The sequence below is a fragment of the Azospirillum melinis genome (assembly GCF_013340935.1).
Taxonomy (GTDB): domain Bacteria; phylum Pseudomonadota; class Alphaproteobacteria; order Azospirillales; family Azospirillaceae; genus Azospirillum; species Azospirillum melinis.
On sequence record NZ_WHOS01000002.1, the window covers coordinates 15,404 to 33,460 of the forward strand.

General features: G+C 68.4%; 16 protein-coding genes. 11 read left to right on the forward strand and 5 right to left on the reverse strand.

Annotation, left to right across the window (positions count from 1 at the left end):
• Positions 1-51: 51 nt before the first annotated feature.
• The 3 genes from GBZ48_RS01745 to GBZ48_RS01755 are packed head-to-tail and all read left to right on the forward strand — an operon-like array spanning position 52 to position 4,796.
• Positions 52-3,825, forward strand: coding sequence for a PAS domain-containing protein (locus GBZ48_RS01745; protein WP_174469429.1), 3,774 nt, complete (start codon positions 52-54; stop codon positions 3,823-3,825).
• Entirely contained in the window at positions 3,818-4,204 is a 387-nt protein-coding gene (locus GBZ48_RS01750) for a response regulator (protein ID WP_174469430.1), read from the forward strand. The genes GBZ48_RS01745 and GBZ48_RS01750 overlap by 8 nt, the downstream gene beginning before the upstream one ends.
• A 7-nt stretch (positions 4,205-4,211) precedes the next feature.
• A complete protein-coding gene (locus tag GBZ48_RS01755) occupies positions 4,212-4,796 on the forward strand; it encodes a DUF533 domain-containing protein (protein ID WP_174469431.1) in 585 nt (194 codons plus the stop codon).
• A gap of 30 nt (positions 4,797-4,826) precedes the next feature.
• Here GBZ48_RS01755 and GBZ48_RS01760 read toward each other — a convergent pair whose 3' ends face one another.
• The 3 genes from GBZ48_RS01760 to GBZ48_RS01770 all read right to left on the reverse strand — a co-directional run bounded on the left by GBZ48_RS01760 (position 4,827) and on the right by GBZ48_RS01770 (position 9,165).
• The gene (locus GBZ48_RS01760) at positions 4,827-5,258 is read right to left on the reverse strand and encodes a CBS domain-containing protein (RefSeq protein ID WP_343049109.1); all 432 of its coding nucleotides are present in this window, start codon (positions 5,256-5,258) and stop codon (positions 4,827-4,829) included.
• 94 nt (positions 5,259-5,352) lie between these two features.
• A complete protein-coding gene (locus tag GBZ48_RS01765) occupies positions 5,353-7,119 on the reverse strand; it encodes an SLC13 family permease (protein ID WP_174469432.1) in 1,767 nt (588 codons plus the stop codon).
• 174 nt (positions 7,120-7,293) lie between these two features.
• A complete protein-coding gene (locus GBZ48_RS01770; protein WP_174469433.1) occupies positions 7,294-9,165 on the reverse strand; it encodes a sensor domain-containing diguanylate cyclase in 1,872 nt (623 codons plus the stop codon).
• Between the two features lie 349 nt (positions 9,166-9,514).
• Here GBZ48_RS01770 and GBZ48_RS01775 point away from each other — a divergent pair, with 349 nt between their 5' ends.
• A complete protein-coding gene (locus GBZ48_RS01775; protein ID WP_174469434.1) occupies positions 9,515-9,922 on the forward strand; it encodes a hypothetical protein in 408 nt (135 codons plus the stop codon).
• 40 nt (positions 9,923-9,962) lie between these two features.
• Here GBZ48_RS01775 and GBZ48_RS01780 read toward each other — a convergent pair whose 3' ends face one another.
• The gene (locus tag GBZ48_RS01780) at positions 9,963-10,829 is read right to left on the reverse strand and encodes a LysR substrate-binding domain-containing protein (RefSeq protein WP_174469435.1); all 867 of its coding nucleotides are present in this window, start codon (positions 10,827-10,829) and stop codon (positions 9,963-9,965) included.
• A 140-nt stretch (positions 10,830-10,969) separates the two neighbouring features.
• Between GBZ48_RS01780 and GBZ48_RS01785 the strand changes: the two genes are divergently transcribed.
• From GBZ48_RS01785 to GBZ48_RS01815, 7 genes are all read left to right on the forward strand, one after another.
• Positions 10,970-11,335: a cupin domain-containing protein gene (locus GBZ48_RS01785; protein ID WP_174469436.1), complete on the forward strand. Its 366-nt coding sequence runs from the start codon at positions 10,970-10,972 to the stop codon at positions 11,333-11,335.
• A 115-nt stretch (positions 11,336-11,450) separates the two neighbouring features.
• A complete protein-coding gene (locus tag GBZ48_RS01790) occupies positions 11,451-11,993 on the forward strand; it encodes a hypothetical protein (RefSeq protein WP_174469437.1) in 543 nt (180 codons plus the stop codon).
• 216 nt (positions 11,994-12,209) lie between these two features.
• The gene (locus GBZ48_RS01795; protein ID WP_174469438.1) at positions 12,210-12,674 is read left to right on the forward strand and encodes a hypothetical protein; all 465 of its coding nucleotides are present in this window, start codon (positions 12,210-12,212) and stop codon (positions 12,672-12,674) included.
• Between the two features lie 33 nt (positions 12,675-12,707).
• Positions 12,708-13,055, forward strand: coding sequence for a hypothetical protein (locus GBZ48_RS01800; protein ID WP_174469439.1), 348 nt, complete (start codon positions 12,708-12,710; stop codon positions 13,053-13,055).
• Between the two features lie 48 nt (positions 13,056-13,103).
• A complete protein-coding gene (locus GBZ48_RS01805) occupies positions 13,104-13,370 on the forward strand; it encodes a hypothetical protein (RefSeq protein ID WP_174469440.1) in 267 nt (88 codons plus the stop codon).
• Positions 13,371-13,589: 219 nt separating this feature from the next.
• On the forward strand, positions 13,590-14,300 hold the full coding sequence (locus GBZ48_RS01810; protein WP_174469441.1) for a Crp/Fnr family transcriptional regulator: 711 nt from the start codon (positions 13,590-13,592) through the stop codon (positions 14,298-14,300).
• 103 nt (positions 14,301-14,403) lie between these two features.
• Positions 14,404-15,105 carry a hypothetical protein gene (locus tag GBZ48_RS01815; RefSeq protein ID WP_174469442.1) on the forward strand — a complete coding sequence of 234 codons (702 nt, stop codon included), beginning with the start codon at positions 14,404-14,406 and terminating at the stop codon, positions 15,103-15,105.
• A 6-nt stretch (positions 15,106-15,111) separates the two neighbouring features.
• On the opposite strand, the gene GBZ48_RS01820 is transcribed toward GBZ48_RS01815, so the two are convergent.
• The gene (locus GBZ48_RS01820) at positions 15,112-17,913 is read right to left on the reverse strand and encodes an SUMF1/EgtB/PvdO family nonheme iron enzyme (RefSeq protein WP_174469443.1); all 2,802 of its coding nucleotides are present in this window, start codon (positions 17,911-17,913) and stop codon (positions 15,112-15,114) included.
• Positions 17,914-18,057: the final 144 nt, after the last annotated feature.

Below are 18,057 nucleotides of genomic sequence, written 5' to 3' on the forward strand. Positions count from 1 at the left end.
TGGCGCCGACTGCTGTTTCCATTGCTGTCCATCCCCGTCCGACCATGGTTCATGCCCCCCGACCAAGCGTCCCAGACCGACACCCCGTCCAGCAGCCAGCTTGCCGCCAGCCTCACCCGCAGGGAGAGGCAGCACGACCTGCTGGCCCGTTTCGGCATGGCCGCCCTGAAAAGCACCGACATCGCCGAGCTGTTGCAGCAGGCAACCGCCCTCTGCGCCGAAGCGCTGGAGGCCGAACTCTGCAAGGCGCTGGAATGGGTGAAGGACGCGGATGGCTCCGAGCGTCTGCTGGTCCGCGCCGGTGTCGGCTGGCATCCCGCTGTGGTCGGCCGGCGGTCTGTCGGCGCCGACCTCACCTCTCCTGCCGGTTATGCACTGAAGACCGGCGAGCCGGTCATCACCAACGACCTCGGCGCCGAGTCCCGCTTCCGCTGCCCCGCCCTGCTGGCCGAACATGGGGTGACGCGCGCCGTCAACGTCATCATCCGCGGCGAGGGCGCGCCATTCGGCGTGCTGGAGGTCGACAGCAGCCGGGAGGGCCGCTTCGACGCCGCCGACGCCGCCTTCCTCCAGGGGGTCGCCAACCTGCTGGGGGGCGCCATCGACCGCGCCAACGATGCCGCCGCGCGCCGCCGCACCGAAGCCCTGCTGCGCGAGAACGAGGCCCAGTTCCGCGGCCTCGCCGACCTGATCCCGCAGCTGACCTGGATGGCCGATGCCAGCGGCGCGATCTATTGGTACAACCGGCGCTGGTACGACTATACCGGCGCCAGGCCGGGCGAGACGGAGGGCTGGAACTGGCGGAGCGTCCACCACCCCGACCATGTCGACCGCGCCTCCGACGGTTTCTTCCGCGCCATCCGCACCGGCGAGCCGTGGGAGGATACCTTTCCCTTGCGCGGCAAGGATGGACAGTACCGCTGGTTCCTGTCGCGCGCCGTGCCGGTGCGCGGCCAAGATGGGCGGATCCTGCGCTGGCTGGGCACCAACACCGACGTGACCGAGCAGCGCAAGGCCGAATCCCGGATCATGGAGGCGGAGCGTCGGCTGCAACTGGCGCTGCGCGCCGCGCGGATCGGCGCATGGTCGTGGAATTTGGAGGAGGACCGCATCGAGGCAGACGGCCGGCTGCGCGAGATCTTCGACTTCACCGCGGACCAGCCGATCGGCGGCTCCGACGTGACCGGCCGCGTCCATCCCGACGACCAGCCGCGGATCGGCGGGATCATCGAAACCGCCCGGCGGGAGCGCGGCGAATATGACGCCGAATTCCGCATCCTGCTGCCGTCCGGCGAGGTCCGCTGGGCGGTGGCGCGCGGGGTGGTGACCGACAGCACGCCGGAACGCAGCCTGACGCTGATCGGCGTGACCTGGGACACCACCGACGCCAAGCGGGCGGAGGAGAAGTTGCGCCTCAGCGAGGAGCGCTTCCGCTCGCTGGTGGAGGCGACCGCCGCCATCGTCTGGTACACCTCCGGCGCCGGCCGTTTCGAGACCCCGCAGCCGAGTTGGAGCAGTTTCACCGGCCAGACCTTCGACGAGTTGAAGGGCATCGGCTGGGTCGAGGCGATCCACCCCGACGACCGCCCCCACACCTCGGAAGCCTGGCGTGCGGCGCGGGCGGGGCGGACGATCTACAAGACGGAACACCGCCTGCGCCGCTATGACGGCGTCTATCGCGACATGCTGGTGCGCGCCGTGCCGCTCCTCGACGCCGGTGGCGCGGTTCAGGAATGGGTCGGCGTCCATACCGACATCACCACCCGCCGTCGCGCCGAGGAGGCGCTGCGCGAGACGGAGGAGCGCTACCGGCTGGCGGCGCAGGCAACCAACGACGCCATCTGGGACTGGAACCTGTCGTCCGACCGCATCCATTGGAACGAGGCGGTGCGCACCCTCTTCGGCTACGGCGCGGACACCGGCGAGACCTCCGCCTCCTGGTGGATGGACCACATCCACCCCGACGACCAGGACCATGTGGTCACCGGCATCCATGCGGTGATCGACGGCGGCGGCACGCGCTGGAACGACGAATACCGCTTCCGCCGTGCCGACGGCAGCTATGCCAGCATCCTCGACCGCGGCTTCGTTCTGCGCAGTCCCATCGGCCAGCCCCTGCGCATGATCGGCGCCATGCAGGACATCAGCGTGCGCAAGCGGGTGGAGGAGGAGCTGGAGGCCGCCCGTTTCACCGCGGAGGAGGCCAACCGGGCCAAGAGCCTGTTCATCGCCAACATGAGCCACGAGCTGCGCACACCGCTCAGCGCCGTCATCGGCTACACCGAAATGCTGGAGGAGGAACTGGCCGACCTCGGCGTCGACAGCATGCTGCCCGATCTGGAGAAGATAGAGGCGAACGCCCGCCACCTGCTGAACCTCATCAACGGCGTCCTCGACATCTCGAAGATCGAGGCCGGCAAGATGGAGGTGCATGGCGAGGACGCCGACATCGCCGAGCTGACGCGCGAGGTCGCCGCGACGGTGGAGGCGCTGGTGTCGAAGAAGGGCAACCGGCTGGCCGTAGAGGTGGCGGACGGGCTCGGCACCATGCACACCGACGTGGTGAAGGTGCGCCAGTGCCTCTTCAACCTGTTGAGCAACGCCGCGAAATTCACCGAGGACGGCACCATCACCCTGTCGGTGGAGCGGGCTGCCCCCGGCCCGCAGGGCGCGGAGGAGACCACCTCCGCCGACATGGTCGTCTTCCGCGTCACCGACACCGGGATCGGCATGACGCCGGAACAGGTCCGCCGGCTGTTCGAACGCTTCATGCAGGCCGACAGCTCCACCACCCGGCGCTTCGGCGGGACCGGGCTCGGACTGGCGATCACCAAGGCCTTCGCCAACATGCTGGGCGGCGAGATATCCGTCGACACCGCATCGGGCCAGGGCACCGGCTTCACGCTCCGCCTTCCCGCCGACCTGCGGCATGGCCGTCTGGCCGGCACGGCCGATGCCGACCCGTTGCGGGTGGAGGAGGTCACGCCGTCCCAGGCCGCCCGCGAGACGATCCTGATCATCGACGACGAACAGGCGATGCGCGAGCTGCTCGCCCGTTTCCTGCACCGCGAAGGGTTCGGCGTCGCTCTGGCCGCCGATGGGCAGACCGGCCTGTCGATTGCCCGGCAAATCCGCCCGCGCGCCATCCTGCTGGACGTGATGATGCCGCGGACCGACGGCTGGTCGGTGCTGTCGGTGCTGAAGGCCGAGCCCGACCTCGCCGACATTCCCGTCATCATCATCTCGTCGCGCCGGGAAAAGGGGCTGGCCCTGTCGCTGGGCGCTGCCGACTACTTCACCAAGCCGGTGGACTGGCAGCGCCTGCACCGGGTGCTGAGCGGCCTCGGCGGGCAGGCGCCGGGCACAGCGTTGGTGATGATGGAAGCGGACGAGACCCGCACCCTCCTGGCCGCCGAACTGGGCCGCGACGGCTGGCAGATCGCCGAGACCGAAACGGAGGAGGAGGCGTTCAGCCGTCTCGCCACCACCCTGCCGACGGTCATCCTGCTCGACCCCGTCATGGCCGGGCTGGACGGCTTCGCCTTTCTCAAGGCGCTGGACCGCAACCCGGACTGGCGCGACATCCCCGTCATCGTCGTCGTCGCCCAGCCGATCGGGCGCGACGAGACGGAGGAACTGCGCGGCCGGGTGCAGGACATCATCCCGATGGCAGAGGACGGAGCGGATGGGGTGATCGAGGAGTTGAAGGAAGCGATCGCCCGCCTGCGGCCCGCTCCGCCCGACCGGCCCCCCCAGGAACGGGGCCCCCAGGACCGGGGCATGGACGCCGGCGCGACGAACGGAACAGGAGGTACCGATGGCTAAGCTGCTGCTGGTCGAGGATCATGAGGAAATCTGGGACTTCCTGTCGCGCCGGCTGAAACGGCGCGGGTTCGACGTCGTTCTCGCCTTCGACGGACGGCAGGGGGTGGACATGGCGCGCAGCGAACAGCCCGACGTCATCCTGCTCGACATGAACCTGCCCATCATCGACGGCTGGACCGCTGCCCGCGAGCTGAAGGCGGGGCAGGAGACCGCCGGCATCCCGATCATCGCACTGACCGCTCACGCCATGTCCGGCGACCGCGAGAAGACCTTGCAGGCGGGCTGCGACGACTATCACCCCAAGCCGGTCGATTTCTCCCGCCTGCTGACGCAGATCGACACCGCCATGCAGCGCCGCCCGCAAACGGCCGGGGAGTAACCGCGGAATGACCCAAGCCCCCCTCGGCCTGCTGAAACGCCTTTTCGCCGGAGTGCCCGAGGCACCCGGCCCGGATGCCGCACCGGATGCCGCCCTCGGGGCCGATCCCGTTCCGCCGAAGTCCCGCCTGGGCCACGAGCCGGCGCTGCATGCGATGCTGGGCCGGCAGATCCTCGACGCCCATCTGCGCAACCGCCACCAGCTGCTCGACCGTGCGCCCACCGACTTCCGGACCTCCGACGCGGAAGAGACCCATCTGCTGGTCCTTGCCATGTCGGCCGCCGCCCAGGCCGACGGCGAACTGGATGCGATCGAACGTGGCCGGATCCGGAGCAGGCTCGGCACCAGCAGCCTCGACGAGGACGCCCGGAGCCGGCTGGAGCAGTTGGTGGACCAACCACAATGCCTGGAGGAGCTGGTCCGCCGGGTCGAGACCCCGCGGCTGGCCGCGCGTTTCTACGCCGTATCCCTGGCGACGGTCGACAAGAACGCGGCGATCAACCGCTCCTACCTGCGCTATCTCGCCCAGCGCCTTGGCCTGCCCGCCGATCTGGTGGTCCGCCTCAACCGGCAGATGGGGCTGCGGCTGTAAAGGGAATGGCGGGGGACTTCCTTTGTCCTCTCACACATCCTGCCCGCTGGCGCTGAGTTCGCTCAGCGCTTCGCGGATTGTGTCGGTGTCCAGCAGCATGCGGCGCGAGATGTCGCTCAGCGTCAGCCAGCCGACGACCACCCCGCCCTCGTCCAGCACCGGCAGGCGGCGCACATGATAGGCACCCATGATGTCCATGGCGGTGGCCAGCGTGTCGGTGTCGCGGCAGCTGAACAGCGCGCTCGACATCACGTCGCGCACCCGCACCCGCGTGTTGTCACCGCCCTCCGCAACCACGCGGAACAGGATGTCGCGGTCCGTCAGGATGCCGACGATGTCGTCGGCCGCTCCGACCGGCAGGGCACCGACATCCAGTTCCCCCATCAGCGTCGCGGCGTCCTGCACGGTGGCGTCCGGTGAAATGAACTCCAGCGCCTTCGCCATGATCTCGGAAACCAGCACGGTCGTGATCCTCGTTGTTCAGGCCATCCGGACATCAGGCTTGGGGAACGGAGGCCGGCTTCCCGTTGTTCCCCTCCCCGCTCAGCCGCTCCTCTCAGCCACCAAGCGGCCAGACCATGACGATCAGCCAGGTGCCCAGCGCCAGGATGATCAGCGACAGCGGCACGCCCAGCCGCGGATAATCGCCGAACCGGTAGCCGCCCGGTCCCATCACCAGCGTGTTGCACTGGTGGCCGATGGGCGTCAGGAAATCGCTGCCGGCACCGACCGCGACCGCCATCAGGAAGGGGTCGGGGCTGAGCCCCAGCTGCTGCGCCACGCCCGCGCCGATGGGCGCCATCACCAGCACCGTCGCGGCGTTGTTCAGGAACGGCGTCACCGCCATTGCCGCCGCCATGATCAGCGCCACGCAGGCCACCGCCGGCAGGCCGCGCGCGGCGTCAGCCAGCAGGGTGGAGATCACCTGCGTCGCCCCTGTGCTTTCCAGCGTGCCGCTGACCGGGATCAGTGCCGCCAGCAGGACGAGGATCGGCCATTCCACCGCGTGGTAGGCATCCTCGACGCTCAGCACGCCGGTGACGATCATCGCGGCGGCAGCCGCCAGGAAGGTGACCGCCAGCGGCGCCAGATGGAAGGCGAGGACCAGCATCGTGACGACCAGGATGCCGACCGGCACCCAGACCGGACGGCGCCGGCCGAGCTGCAGCCTGCGCTCCGCCAGCGGGATCAGGCTGGCGTCGGCCAGCGCATCCGGATAGCGCTCCGCCGGCACCTGCAACAGCAGCAGGTCGCCCTCCTTGAACGTCACATGGTGCAGACGCCGGGCAAGCCGCTCGCCGGTCCGGCTGACCGCCAGCAGACTGACGCCGAAGCGCCGCCGCAAATCCAGATAGCGATCCGATTTGCCGGCCAGCGGAGAGTCAGGCGTCACCACCGCCTCCACCGCCAGCATTTCGCCTTCCGCCCCCTCCAGGATGCCCAGCGGCTCCAGCGACGCGCCCTGGACGAGGCGCTGAAGGGCGGGAGCGTCACCCTCCAGCACCAGCACGTCGTCGGCCATCAGGGTCCAGTGCTTGTCCGGCACATAGCGGCGGAAGCGTTCGCGGATCAGGCCGATCACCTGCGCCTCGCCCTCCGCCAGGGCTTCCACGTCGCGGACGGTGCGCCCGACGAAGGAGGACCCGGCCGGCAGCCTCATCTCGCTGGCGTAATTCTCGACCGCGAAGGTCTCCTCCGCCGAGCGCGCGCCGCTGCGGTCCTGGGGCAGCAGGCGCCAGCCGACCATCAGGAACAGCAGCCCGACGACCGTGATGCCCAGCCCGACCGGCAGGTAGTCGAACATGGAAAATGGCTGGCCGACGATCTCGGTCCGCACCCGCGAGACGATGATGTTGGGGGAGGTGCCGACCAGCGTCATCAGCCCGCCCATCAGCGAGGCGAAAGCCATCGGCATCAGCACCCGGTGCGCCCCCGTCCGGTGCCGCCGCGCCAGCTGCATGGTGATCGGCAGGAAGATGGCGAGCGCGCCGATGTTCTTCATCAGCGCGGACATGAAGGCCACCGATCCGCACAGGAAGGCGATCTGACTCGTCGGCGTGCTGAGCTTCGCCGCCACCGGACGCACCAGCGCGTCGATCACCCCGGAGCGGGCGATCCCGGCGCTGACGATCAGGGCGGAGGCGATGATGATGACGATGTCGTCGGCAAAGCCGGAAAAGGCCTCCTTCGCGGGGATCAGCCCCAGGAACACGCCGGCCAGCAGGGCCAGCACCGCAACCACGTCGAACCGCCACCTGTTCCAGACCAGCATCGCCACCACGATGCCCACCAGCGCGAAGGACATGAACTGCTGAAGGGTCATCTGGGCTCCGTTCGTTGAGGTGCCCGAGGGTAACCCCGTGGCCCCCACCTGCGTTCCCGCAAAGCCTGCGCTCAGGCCCGGATGACCAGGATGCGCATCGCCCGTCGCTTCGGACTTGCGCTTTCAGGTTGCCTCCTAGGACAGCCCCCCTGCGCAGCACCCTGGTGCGTTCCCTCAGGCCGCGATGGCCCGCCGGTCCCGCCCTGCGATCTTGGCCGCATACAGCGCCTGATCCGCAGCCGCCAGCAGGTCGTCCAGCGTGCTGCGCCGCCGCATCACGCTGATGCCGATGCTGACGGTAATGCCCAGCATACGGCCCGGCACGGTCACCCGCGCCTGCCGGACGTCCGCCAGAAGCCGCTCGGCGATACGGTCGGCGTCGGGACCGTCGGCGCCCGGCAGGATGATGGCGAATTCCTCGCCGCCCAGCCGTCCCAGCAGATCGCCGCCGCGCACCGCCGCCTGGAGGATGTCGGCCAGCATGCGCAGCACATCGTCGCCGGCCTGATGCCCGAAGCCGTCGTTGATCGATTTGAAATGGTCGGCGTCGATCATCAGGACGCTGACCGGCCGGCCCTGCCGCCAGACCCCCTCCAGCAATTCGGCGCCGCGCCCCATGAAGGCACGGCGGTTCAGCAGCCCGGTCAGCGGATCCAGGTTGGCCAGTTCCCACAGCCTCTCTTCCTGCAGCTTGCGCTCGCGGATGTCGCGAAGCACGCCGACATAGATCGCCTCTCCCTCGCTGTGCGACGCGCCGAGCGTGAGTTCGACCGGAAATTCCACGCCGCTGCGATGGCGCGCCACCAGTTCACGGACACCGGCCTGCCCGGCCGGTCCGTGGCGCGCGAAGTGACCGGGATCCTGCAGGTCGCTCAATTGGCAAGGCAGCAGCAGGTCGATGGTCCGGCCGATCAAATCCTCGGCGGCATAGCCGAACAGAGACGTTGCGGCAGGGTTGAGAAACTGGATGGTGCCGGAGCCGTCTACCACCAGCATCGCATCGCGCGCAGTGGAGACAAAGGCGGTCAGCCGCTCTTCGCTGCGCTGCAAGGCGGCCGTGCGCTCCACCACACGCTGTTCCAGCCGGGCGTTGGCTTCGGCCAGCTGGAACATCGCCCGCCGCCGCCGGGCGACCTGACGGTAGAGAGTGGCGGATAGCACCGCCCCACCGCCGCTCAGCACCAGGTCCAGCAGGAAAAAGACGGGCAGGCGGCCGAGCCAGCCGCCGATCGCCTCCCTGGTTTCGATGTTCGCCGCCGCGATGATGCCGTAGCGGGGACTGACCTGATAGGCGCCGGGACCGGCCACACCCGGCAGGATGGAGCCTCGCGTCGTGCTGGTGGTCGTCCCCGGTTCCTGCCCATGGTGGAGGAACAGCGGCCAGCCGCCGGCCGAGCGGCCAAGGCAGTCCATGCTGGGCAGGCATCCGAACACGAAACCGGACGGCGAAACGATTGCCGCCTGCATGCCCTCCGGCAGCGGGAATGCCTTGAGCATCGCGGAGAAGACTTCCGGATCGAGCGCCGCAGTGACGATTCCGACAAGGCGGCCGAACCGGTCCTCGACCCGGCGGCTGACCGGCACCATCCACTGGCAGTCGGTCCGGCTGACGACCGGCTTTCCGATGAACAGGATGTCCGCACCGCCGTTCAAATGATACTGGACATAATCGCGGTCATGCAGATCGACGCCAACGGGATGCGGCGTCCGGGAATCGTGGGTCAACTGCCCGTCCGGTTTGACGACGAAAAGGCTTCGCAGGATCGGTGTGACCCGGTGCTGATGCACCAGAAGACGATGGATGTCGAACTCTTCAAGGTCCGCGATCCGTTCGGAAACCCGCATGAATTCCGACACCACGGAAATGGTGCGGTCCGCGATCTCCAGCACCTCGTCCATATGCTCGGCGCTGTGAGCGGTGGTGAGCGAGGCCAAATCGACCATGGACCGGATGTCGGCGCTGCGCTCCGCCGAGAGCAGGCCGCCGAGCACGCCGTTCAACAGGATGATCAGTCCGAGGGTCGTGGCGACCCATACCCGCTTCATGGTGCCCCGTATCGCACAGCGTTCGGGGGGAACCATGCCCGCCGATAGGCTGGGCACGCAATTGGGACCAACCGCAGTCGCTGAACGCACGGCCCTCGGCAATCGACCGGTGCTGCCAAGCACTCGTTTCGCGGTATCGGCTTACTTATCATCTGGCCCCATGGCTCAAGTTGTTGTGGCGAGCCATAACTTGATGGAGCGCAGTATCCCGGATGATATTCGGGATTTTTTAAAATAACAGCCTGCGATATCTGAATGGTTATAAGTGGATTTTCCATGGACTCCCGATTCGTGCTCTGACATCGTTCGAACACGAACCTTTACAGGGCAGGAAATCGGAGTCAGGGCAATGAAAACTTCATCCACAAGTTTCAAGGTGGCTTGCCTGTTCGCAATCGCCGGTCTCAGCATGGGCATTGGAATGGCGGCATCGCAGGATCACACCCTGATGCCGGCCCATGCGCACCTCAATCTTCTGGGCTGGGTGTCGCTGTTCCTGTTCGGCGTCTTTTACCGCCTGCATCCGGCATTGGAAACCAGCCGTCTTGCGATGACCCAGATCGTCGTCTGGAGCGTCGGCACCGCCTTCCTCACGGTCGCGGTCGCAGCGCTGCATCTCGGCCATGCCGCGTTCGAACCCGTCGCCGCGGTCAGCGCGCTGCTCCTGCTCGGCTCGCTTGGACTGTTCTCCGTCCTGGTCTTCCGGTCCGGCAAGCTGCCGCAGCCGGCAGCACGGGTGATGACCGCGGCAGAGTAAACCCGCGGCGCTTCCGGACCGTTCCAGGCCCGGACGGCGCTCAGTCTTTGCCCCGCAACGCATCCACGACGGCGCGCACGGCCGGGGACAGCGGCGCGCCCGCCGCGTAATAGAGGTGGAAGCCGGGATAGCTCGGCGACCAGTCGGCCAGCACCCTCAGCAACAGCCCGTCGTCGATCATCGGCTGCACGACCTGATCGATGCCGTGCCACAGGCCGACGCCGCCGATTGCCGCATCTAGCATCAGGTCGGCATCATCGGTGACCAGCGTGCCGTCGACGTCGAGCACCACCGTTTCCCCGTCGCGCTCGAAGGCCCAGCGATAGAGCGCTCCGCCGGGGCCGCTGAGGCAGCCGATGCAACGGTGACGCACCAGATCGGACGGATGGAACGGGGCCGGATGGTCGGCGAAATAGCCGGGCGAGCCGACGACCGCGGTGGTGAAGGGCTTGGTCAGCGCCACCGCCACCATGTCCTGTGCCACCTCGTTGCCATACTGGATGCCCAGATCGAACCCGTCGGTCAGGTCGCCCGGCCATTCGACCGTGCGCACGTCCAGCGTCACATGCGGACACTCGTGTGCAAGCCGGCGGATCGCCGGCCCCACCAGCATCTGGATCGCCAGCCGTGGTGCCGCAAGCCGGACGGTCCCGACCGGCGCGTCCTCCGGGATGCCGGCCGCGGCGACGGCCTCGTCCAGCAGCGCCAGCGCCGGGCGCAGATCCTGCAACAGCCTGGCACCGGCTTCCGTCACCGTCACGGCCCGCGTGGTGCGGTTCAGCAACCGCAGGCCCAGCCGATCCTCGAAGGCGCGGATCGCATGGCTCAGCGTCGACGGCGTCAGCCCCAGTTCGGCAGCCGCCCGGCGAAAGCTGCACGCCTCCGCCACAGCGACGAACGCCCGCACCTCCGCATACTCCCCCGGCTTCAATCGCCTTCGCATTGCTGAATGCCACCCACCACCCTGTTGCACCGCAGCCGCCTTATGACAGAGCGCCCTGGATACTAGCTGAGGGTGATCGCACCCACCATTCCAGGAAGACACAAATGACCGTTCGCAAATTCGCCGTCACCGATATCCAGCTTGAACGCACGCCCGGCCAGCAGGCCGACGTGTTCGTCGGCAACGCCGTCGACCAGCGCCATGGCGGGCCCGTCACCATCGGTTACGGCCGTTACGCACCCGACCAGAGCATCGACGAGCAGATCGTCGTCGACGATGTGATGGTGGTGCTGGAAGGCTGGGTCTCCGTCACCTCCGGCGCCGGCACGGTCACCGCCGGTCCGGGCGAGATCGTCTATATGCCCAAGGGCTCAACCGTCACCATCCGCTCGCACGCGCAGGGCGCCCTCACCGCCTATGTCACCCATCCGCACTGGCAGGAGGCGCATCCCGCCACAAAACAGCGCTGATCGACAAAACGCCGGTGTTTGTGGTGCGGCTCACATCCGGGAATCCGGCGCTTGGATAGGGTCTGTCCATCGGCAACACGCCGCGCCCCGCGGCCCCGAAAACAGGAGACAGACCATGATCCGCACCGCCCTGCTGACCGGCTTCGCTTCGTTCGCCCTGTTCGCCGCCCCGGCGATGGCCCAGAACATCTCCGACATCTCCAACACCGCGGCCGGCATCGGCAACACCGCCAACCAGAGCGCGCTGGTCATGCAGAAGTCCAAGGGCCCCTTCGCCGGCCCGAACAGCGCCACCGTGTCCAACCTCGCCGCCGGCATCGGCAACACGGCCAACCAGGAAGCATTCGTGAAGCAGCGGAGCGGCGGCCTGTTCAACGGCGGCTCGGCGGCCACCATCGGCAACACCGCGGCGGGCATCGGCAACAACGCCGGCCAGATGGCGACGGTGATGCAGCGGAGCGGCGGCCTGCTGAGCGGCGGTAACGTCGCCAACGTCGGCAACACGGCGGCCGGCATCGGCAACACCGCCCTGCAGAGCGGCACGGTGCTGCAGCGTTCGGGCGGGCTGGTCGGCCCCTTCAATCGCAGCAACATGCAGAACCTGTCGGCCGGCGTCGGCAACTTCGCCGGACAGAGCGCCCTGGTGAAGCAGCGCTGACCATCCCCTTCTCCCGGCTTCCTCCCTGACCTCGCTCCGGCCGGCAACGGCCGGAGCTTTTTTCTGCCCGCCGGCAGCCCCTGAGGCCCGCTCCGCACTCCAGCGGGAAATCCGCCCGCAGTTGTGGGGCAGCTCACAGAAGCGGTTCCGGCACTTCACTTAAGCTTTCCACAAGGACGCCACCTCACCCCATTCCCAACCGAAGGATATCCCGCCATGATCCGCACCTGTGTTCTGGGCACCCTCGCCGCCATGCTGCTCGCCACTCCCGCCCTGGCGCAAAACAAGCCCGTCGGTCCCATGACCGGTCCCGGCATGCCGTCGATGACGGCGGTTCCCGGACTGGTCAGCACCAACGTCGGCAACGCCACCAATGTTGGCGCCGGCATCGGCAACTCGGCACAGCAGCAGGGTGTTTTCCTCCAGGGCGGGGGCGGCGCTCCTATCCGCGGCGTCAGCCCGCTGGTCAGCACCAATGTCGGCACCGCCACCAACGTCGCCGCCGGCATCGGCAACAGCGCCGGTCAGAGGCTGCTGGGCATCCAGGGCAGCGGCGTGCAGGTCGGGCTGAACTTCAGCGGCCGCGGCCCCCTGGTCAGCACCAATGTCGGGGTCGGCACCAACGTCACCGCCGGGATCGGCAACAGCGCCGCCCAATCGCTGACCGGCCTTCGCCGCTGAGCGCTCTTTTCCCTCCAATCCCGGAGGCTACTGATGCCGAAGCTCCCGACACTCCCAGCCCTTGCCGCATCCGCCCTGCTGGTCCTGGCCGTTTCGGCCCCGGTGCAGGCCGACTCCCTCTCCTGCCAGACGGTCAACGGCAAGACCGTCTGCATGCGGGGGTCGGGGACGCTGAGCTGCGTGACGCACAACGGCCGGACCCGCTGTTCGGCCACCCCGTCCGACCCGCAGTCGGAAGCCGTTCCCGACGCGGAAATCCAACGGCTTCCCCGTCCGATCACTCCCGATCTGCACAGCCTGCTCGAGCGCCGGGGGTTCCCCTTCGACCATCGGGCCCACTCCCTGACCCTGGAGGACGATGACGATCCGGACATCGACTGATCCCCACCGAGCCGCGTAACCGGAGAAACCTCCACCGGAGATACCGCCATGTCCCGCCTGCCGACCCTGACCTTGACCCTGACGCTCGCCGCCATTGCCACGGCACCGGCCTTCGCCGCGTCACCGCCTTTGTCCTATACGCGCACCACCACGCTTGGCCCGCTGATCCTCCAGCCGGCTCCCGGCATTCCGAAGCCGCCACCCTGCCTGACCTGCGGGAAGACAACCTTGCCGGGCTTCACCCCGGGTCCCGCCTACGGCAGCGACCGCGCCCTCAATCCACAGCCGCTGCCACCGAAGGAAATCTTCCGCTAAGGTCGATTTATTGCACCATCCCGCAATCGAAGGGCGGCCGGCAGACGCCGGTCGCCCTTTTCGTATCCGACCCGTGCACGAACGGGGCAGAAGCTCCGACGACGGCGTACCGCCTTTGACGGCGGGGGTCGGGTCGGTTGCCGGGGTACCATTCCCCGCATCGTCACACCGAAGTCGTCACACCCGCGCCGTCAGCCTAAGCTCAGCCAAGAGGCAGCCATGACCGCGATAAGGATCAATTTCGACAAGGATCTCGTCCTTGCCGGACATTTCCTGCTCAAGCATCTGGAGCGGGAGGAAAGGCATCGTCTGGCGACCGCTGCGCGGCTGTCCCACCACGCGCGCGGCGCCATGATCTTCCAGAAGGGCGACCCCGGCGACAGCATGATGGCGGTCATCCGCGGCCGGGTGAAGATCTGCTGCCATTCCATGGACGGCAAGGAACTGGTGCTGAGCATCATCAACAAGGGCGGCCTGTTCGGCGAGATCGCCCTGCTGGATGGCGAACCGCGCACCGCCGACGCGGTGGCCCTGGAGGAAACCGACCTTCTGGTTCTGGACCGGTCGCAGCTGATGCCGGTGCTGACGGCAAGGCCGGATTTGGCCTTCCGCATCATCAGCGTGCTTTGCCAGCGGCTGCGCCAGACCAGCGAGCATCTGGAGGACACTCTCTTTTTGGAAGCACCCTCCCGTTTCGCCCGCGCCCTGAAGCGGCTGGGCGACGCCTTCGGCAAACGGGGGCCCGAGGGGCTGCGGCTGGACATCAAGCTGTCGCAGCAGCAGTTGGGCTGCCTCGTCGGCGTCTCGCGCGAGAGCGTCAACAAGCTGCTGAACGAATGGCAGCGTGCCGGCGTGATCGAGATGGACGCCGGCTACATCGTCATCCGCGACACCGACGCCCTGGACGACATCGCCGACTCCTGCGGCTGAGACGTCAATCCGGCGCCGCTTGTGAGCCGCGCCACAGCGCGCTTTTACGATCAGCCTCAAGATGCTCCCCACACCCGGCCGTCAGCCAATGAGGGAGCCAGCGATGAAATCGTCCCGCACCGTCTTACTGCCTGCATTCGCCGCCCTGCTGCTGACCGCCGGGACGGCCGCGGCCCAGGTCACCGGCGGCATCGCCTTTCCGCCCGGTCCGATCCCCGGTGCGGCGATGGCGCAGGCCTTCGCCCAGACACCCCGGCTGCCGGTGTCGGTGAATCCGACGCCCCGCGGCGCCCCTCCCGGTGCGATGGTCACCAACCCGTCCGTGCGCCGGTCTTCCGTGAACCAGCAGGCGATCACCCGCATCCGTGGCGACGCCGGATATCTCGCCGGCTTCAACAAGGGGCAGCCGCTGGCCGCCAGCCGTCAGCCGCCGGTGCAGCCGGTCGACCCCAGCTTCACCATCATCGATGCGCCCTTCATCGTGAACAATTTCAACAGCGCGCTGAACTTCGCCTTCGGCGACGGCAACATCAGCCAGCAGCAGCTCGGCGACGGAACCGCGGCGGGCAGCGCCGGCCCGGTGGAGACCGCCGCCCCGGCGCCGGAGCCGGCTCCCGCCCCAACCGCCAAGCCCGCCGGGCCTTCGACGCTGGACCTGCTGATGAGCACCGCCGGGCCGCTGCCGCACCTGCCCGCGGCGCTGGCCAATGGCGGCGTGCAGTTCAACAACGTGAACACCACCACCAACACCGCCGTCGGCAAGGGCAACCGGGCGACCCAGACGACGGTTACGGTCCAGCGCTGACCTCCGTCAGTTCACTTCCCGCGCCACCCGGAAGCCGTTGGTGAGATAGCGCACGTCGATGTCGTAACTGTTGCGCATCGTTCCATTGATGGCTTCCAGCTTGTCGCGCCAGGATCCGCCGCGCAGAACCCGCTTGCGGCAGTTCCCCTGAGTCCAGGCGCTGCCGTCGGCCGGGGCGCCCTGGTAGTTCTTGTTCCAGCAGTCGGCCACCCATTCCGCCACGCCACCGTTCATGTCGTGCAGACCGAGCGGATTGGCCTTGTAGCTGCCGGCGGCGGCCGGGGTCAGATGTTCGTGCGGACCGCCGCAATCGTCGCAGTCGGCGTGGTTCCCCTCCTCCGCCCCCCACCAATAGGGCGTGGTGGTGCCGGCCCGCGCTGCGAACTCCCATTCCGCCTCGCTCGGCAGGCGATAGCGCTGCCCGGTCTTGCGGCTGAGCCAGGCCACATAGGCCTGCGCATCCTGCCAATGCAGGTTGTGGACGGGGGTTCCATCGGTCGGGTTGGTCATGCGCGGCATGTCGGTGCAGCCACCCTCCTGGATGCAGGCGCGCCATTCGCCGACCGTCACCTCATACATGCCGAGCGCGAAGGGCTTGGCGATGGTGACGCGGTGGACCGGCCGTTCCGACGGGTCGCCCTTGTCGTTCCCCATCATGAAATTGCCGGCCGGCACCCGCACCAGCACCGGGCAGGTCGGACAATCCTGGAAGCTGTTGCCCGAGCCATGATTGCGCGCCGTGCCGTTCGTCGGCCCGGATGGGGTGGTTGAGGGCGCAGCCGGCGGCCCGGTCGGCGTTGCTGGCTGCGGTGCTGCCGGCGGCACGGCCGCCGCCACCTGCGGCTCGGCCGGTGGTGGTGCCGTGGCCTGGACCGGTGCCGGCGCCGGGGGCGCTTCACGCTTCAACAGAGCGGCGGCGACGAAGCCCTGGGTCCCGTCCTCCAGCGCGATGCGGTACCACCCGCCATCCGGCACGCGGCCGAGAACCTGCACCACGGCCCCGCGCGCCACTCGGCCGACCCGCGCGCCGGCATTGGCCGGGGTCGCCCGCAGGATGCCGTCCGCCGTGACGGTGTAGCGTCCGGGCTCCGCCGGCTCCAGGCCCGGCCCCATCGCCGTTTCCGGCTTGGCTTCCGCTTTTGGCGGCGGCTCCGCCGGTTTGCCGGCGAGCTTCAGCGCCTCAAGCTGGCGGCGGGCCAGTGGGGCGTAATTGCCGCTGCCGAACAGTTGCAGGAAGGCCTGATAGTCGCCGGGCTCCTTGCTGGACTGGATGCGCTTCCACAGGCTGTCCTCCAGTTCGGCCACCGGGGCGGTGCCGGGTGCCGCGATCTCCACGCTGACGCTCGCCGTGGCGGTGCCGCCGCGCCCATCATCGACGCTGTAGCGAAGGGTGCCGGCCGGACCGGGGGCGGCGGCTTCCGGGTCGAAGGTCAGGCCGGTCAGCGCCTGGACGGTCAGCCGGTCGCCCGACTTCACCACCGCCGCCCCATTGTGGACGCTGCCGCGCTCGGGCACGGCGGTGACGGTGACGGTCAGCGGGTCGCCGTCCGGATCGGACGGCGCGTCAATCCCCATCGGGTTGCCGGCGACGCGCAGCTTGCGCTCCGCCACCACCGCCGGAGGCTGGTTGCTCGGCTTGATCGTCACGGGGACGGCACCGGTGGTCATGCCGCCGCGCCCGTCGGCCACCAGGAACTCGAAGGCGCCGGCATCGCCGCGGAAACTGCCGTCGGGCTTGAAGCTGGTGGCCGCCAGCTGTTCCACCGTCAGATAGTCGCCAATCAGCACGCTGCGTTCCCCGACACGGACGGTGCCGCCGCGCGGCAGTCCGGTGACGCGGGCATACATCTGGTCGTCGTCGGGATCGGTCGGCTTGCCGGCCCCCAGCGGCTCCGCGCCGGCACGATCCAGCACGGTCAGCGCCCGCAACTCGCCCAGCACCGGCGGCCGGTTGGGCGGGCGCGGGTTGAAGTAGAAGGGCGTCGCCCCCAGCGACCCGTAGACGAACGGCTCCTGCCGGCCGTTGGTGGCCTGCTTCACCGTATCGCGCACATTGCGGAAGAACAGGCTCAGTTCCAGCCCCGGCGTCTGGAGATGCTGGAGCAGCGCCGCGCTGAAGGGACTGTGGTCGCCGGTGCCGTCCTCCGCCAGCTGGTCGGCGCGGGTCGCCATCGCCACCAGCGTGTCGCTCGGCGTGTCGTCGACGCTGCCGAAGCCGGGATGCGCCTGGTTGCGGTTCGACCCGCTGCGGGTCAGGCGGTCGACGAAGGGATTGTTGCGGCAGGCGTCGAGGATGAGGATGCCGAGCTTGCGTGCTCCCGCCAGTTCACCCATCGGCAGGTTCAGCGGGATCGCCTCATAGACCAGATCGCGTTCGCGTTCCAGCTGGGCGTCGGCCGGCAGCAGATAGTTGACGCCGTTCACCTGAATGCCGTGCCCGGCATAGAAGATCACCGCCACGTCGGCCTGCGACGCCTTCAGGCCGAACTGGCGCAAGGCGGTGGCGAAGCCGCGGGCGTCCAGGTCGTACTGCTCGTCCACCGTGAAGTTCAGTGCCCGCAACGCCTCGCCGATGGCTTTCGCATCGTTGCGCGGATTCACCAGTTCCGGCGCATTGCGGTAGTTGCTGACCCCGATCACCAGCGCCAACCGGCTTTCCGCCGCGGCACCGGCCGGCGTCTGTCCGGTGGTGGCCGGACCGGCCGCAAGCGCTCCCCCGCCGAGGCCCATGACCGCCAGCAGCCCAGCCGCCAGCAATAGGAGCAGCACCGCGACCATCGTCCGGCAGGGTCCGACCGGTTTCACCATCCCCGCCTCCGTACCCGTGCAAAGAGGCGCCGCACTCCGTCGTCGGTCGCATGCGACCTGTAGGCTCACCGGCGAAGTTTGCGGCGCATAGCGGATGGCTGTTCGAATCGATTTCGGAAATTGCCGGCAGCCCGCCATGGATGG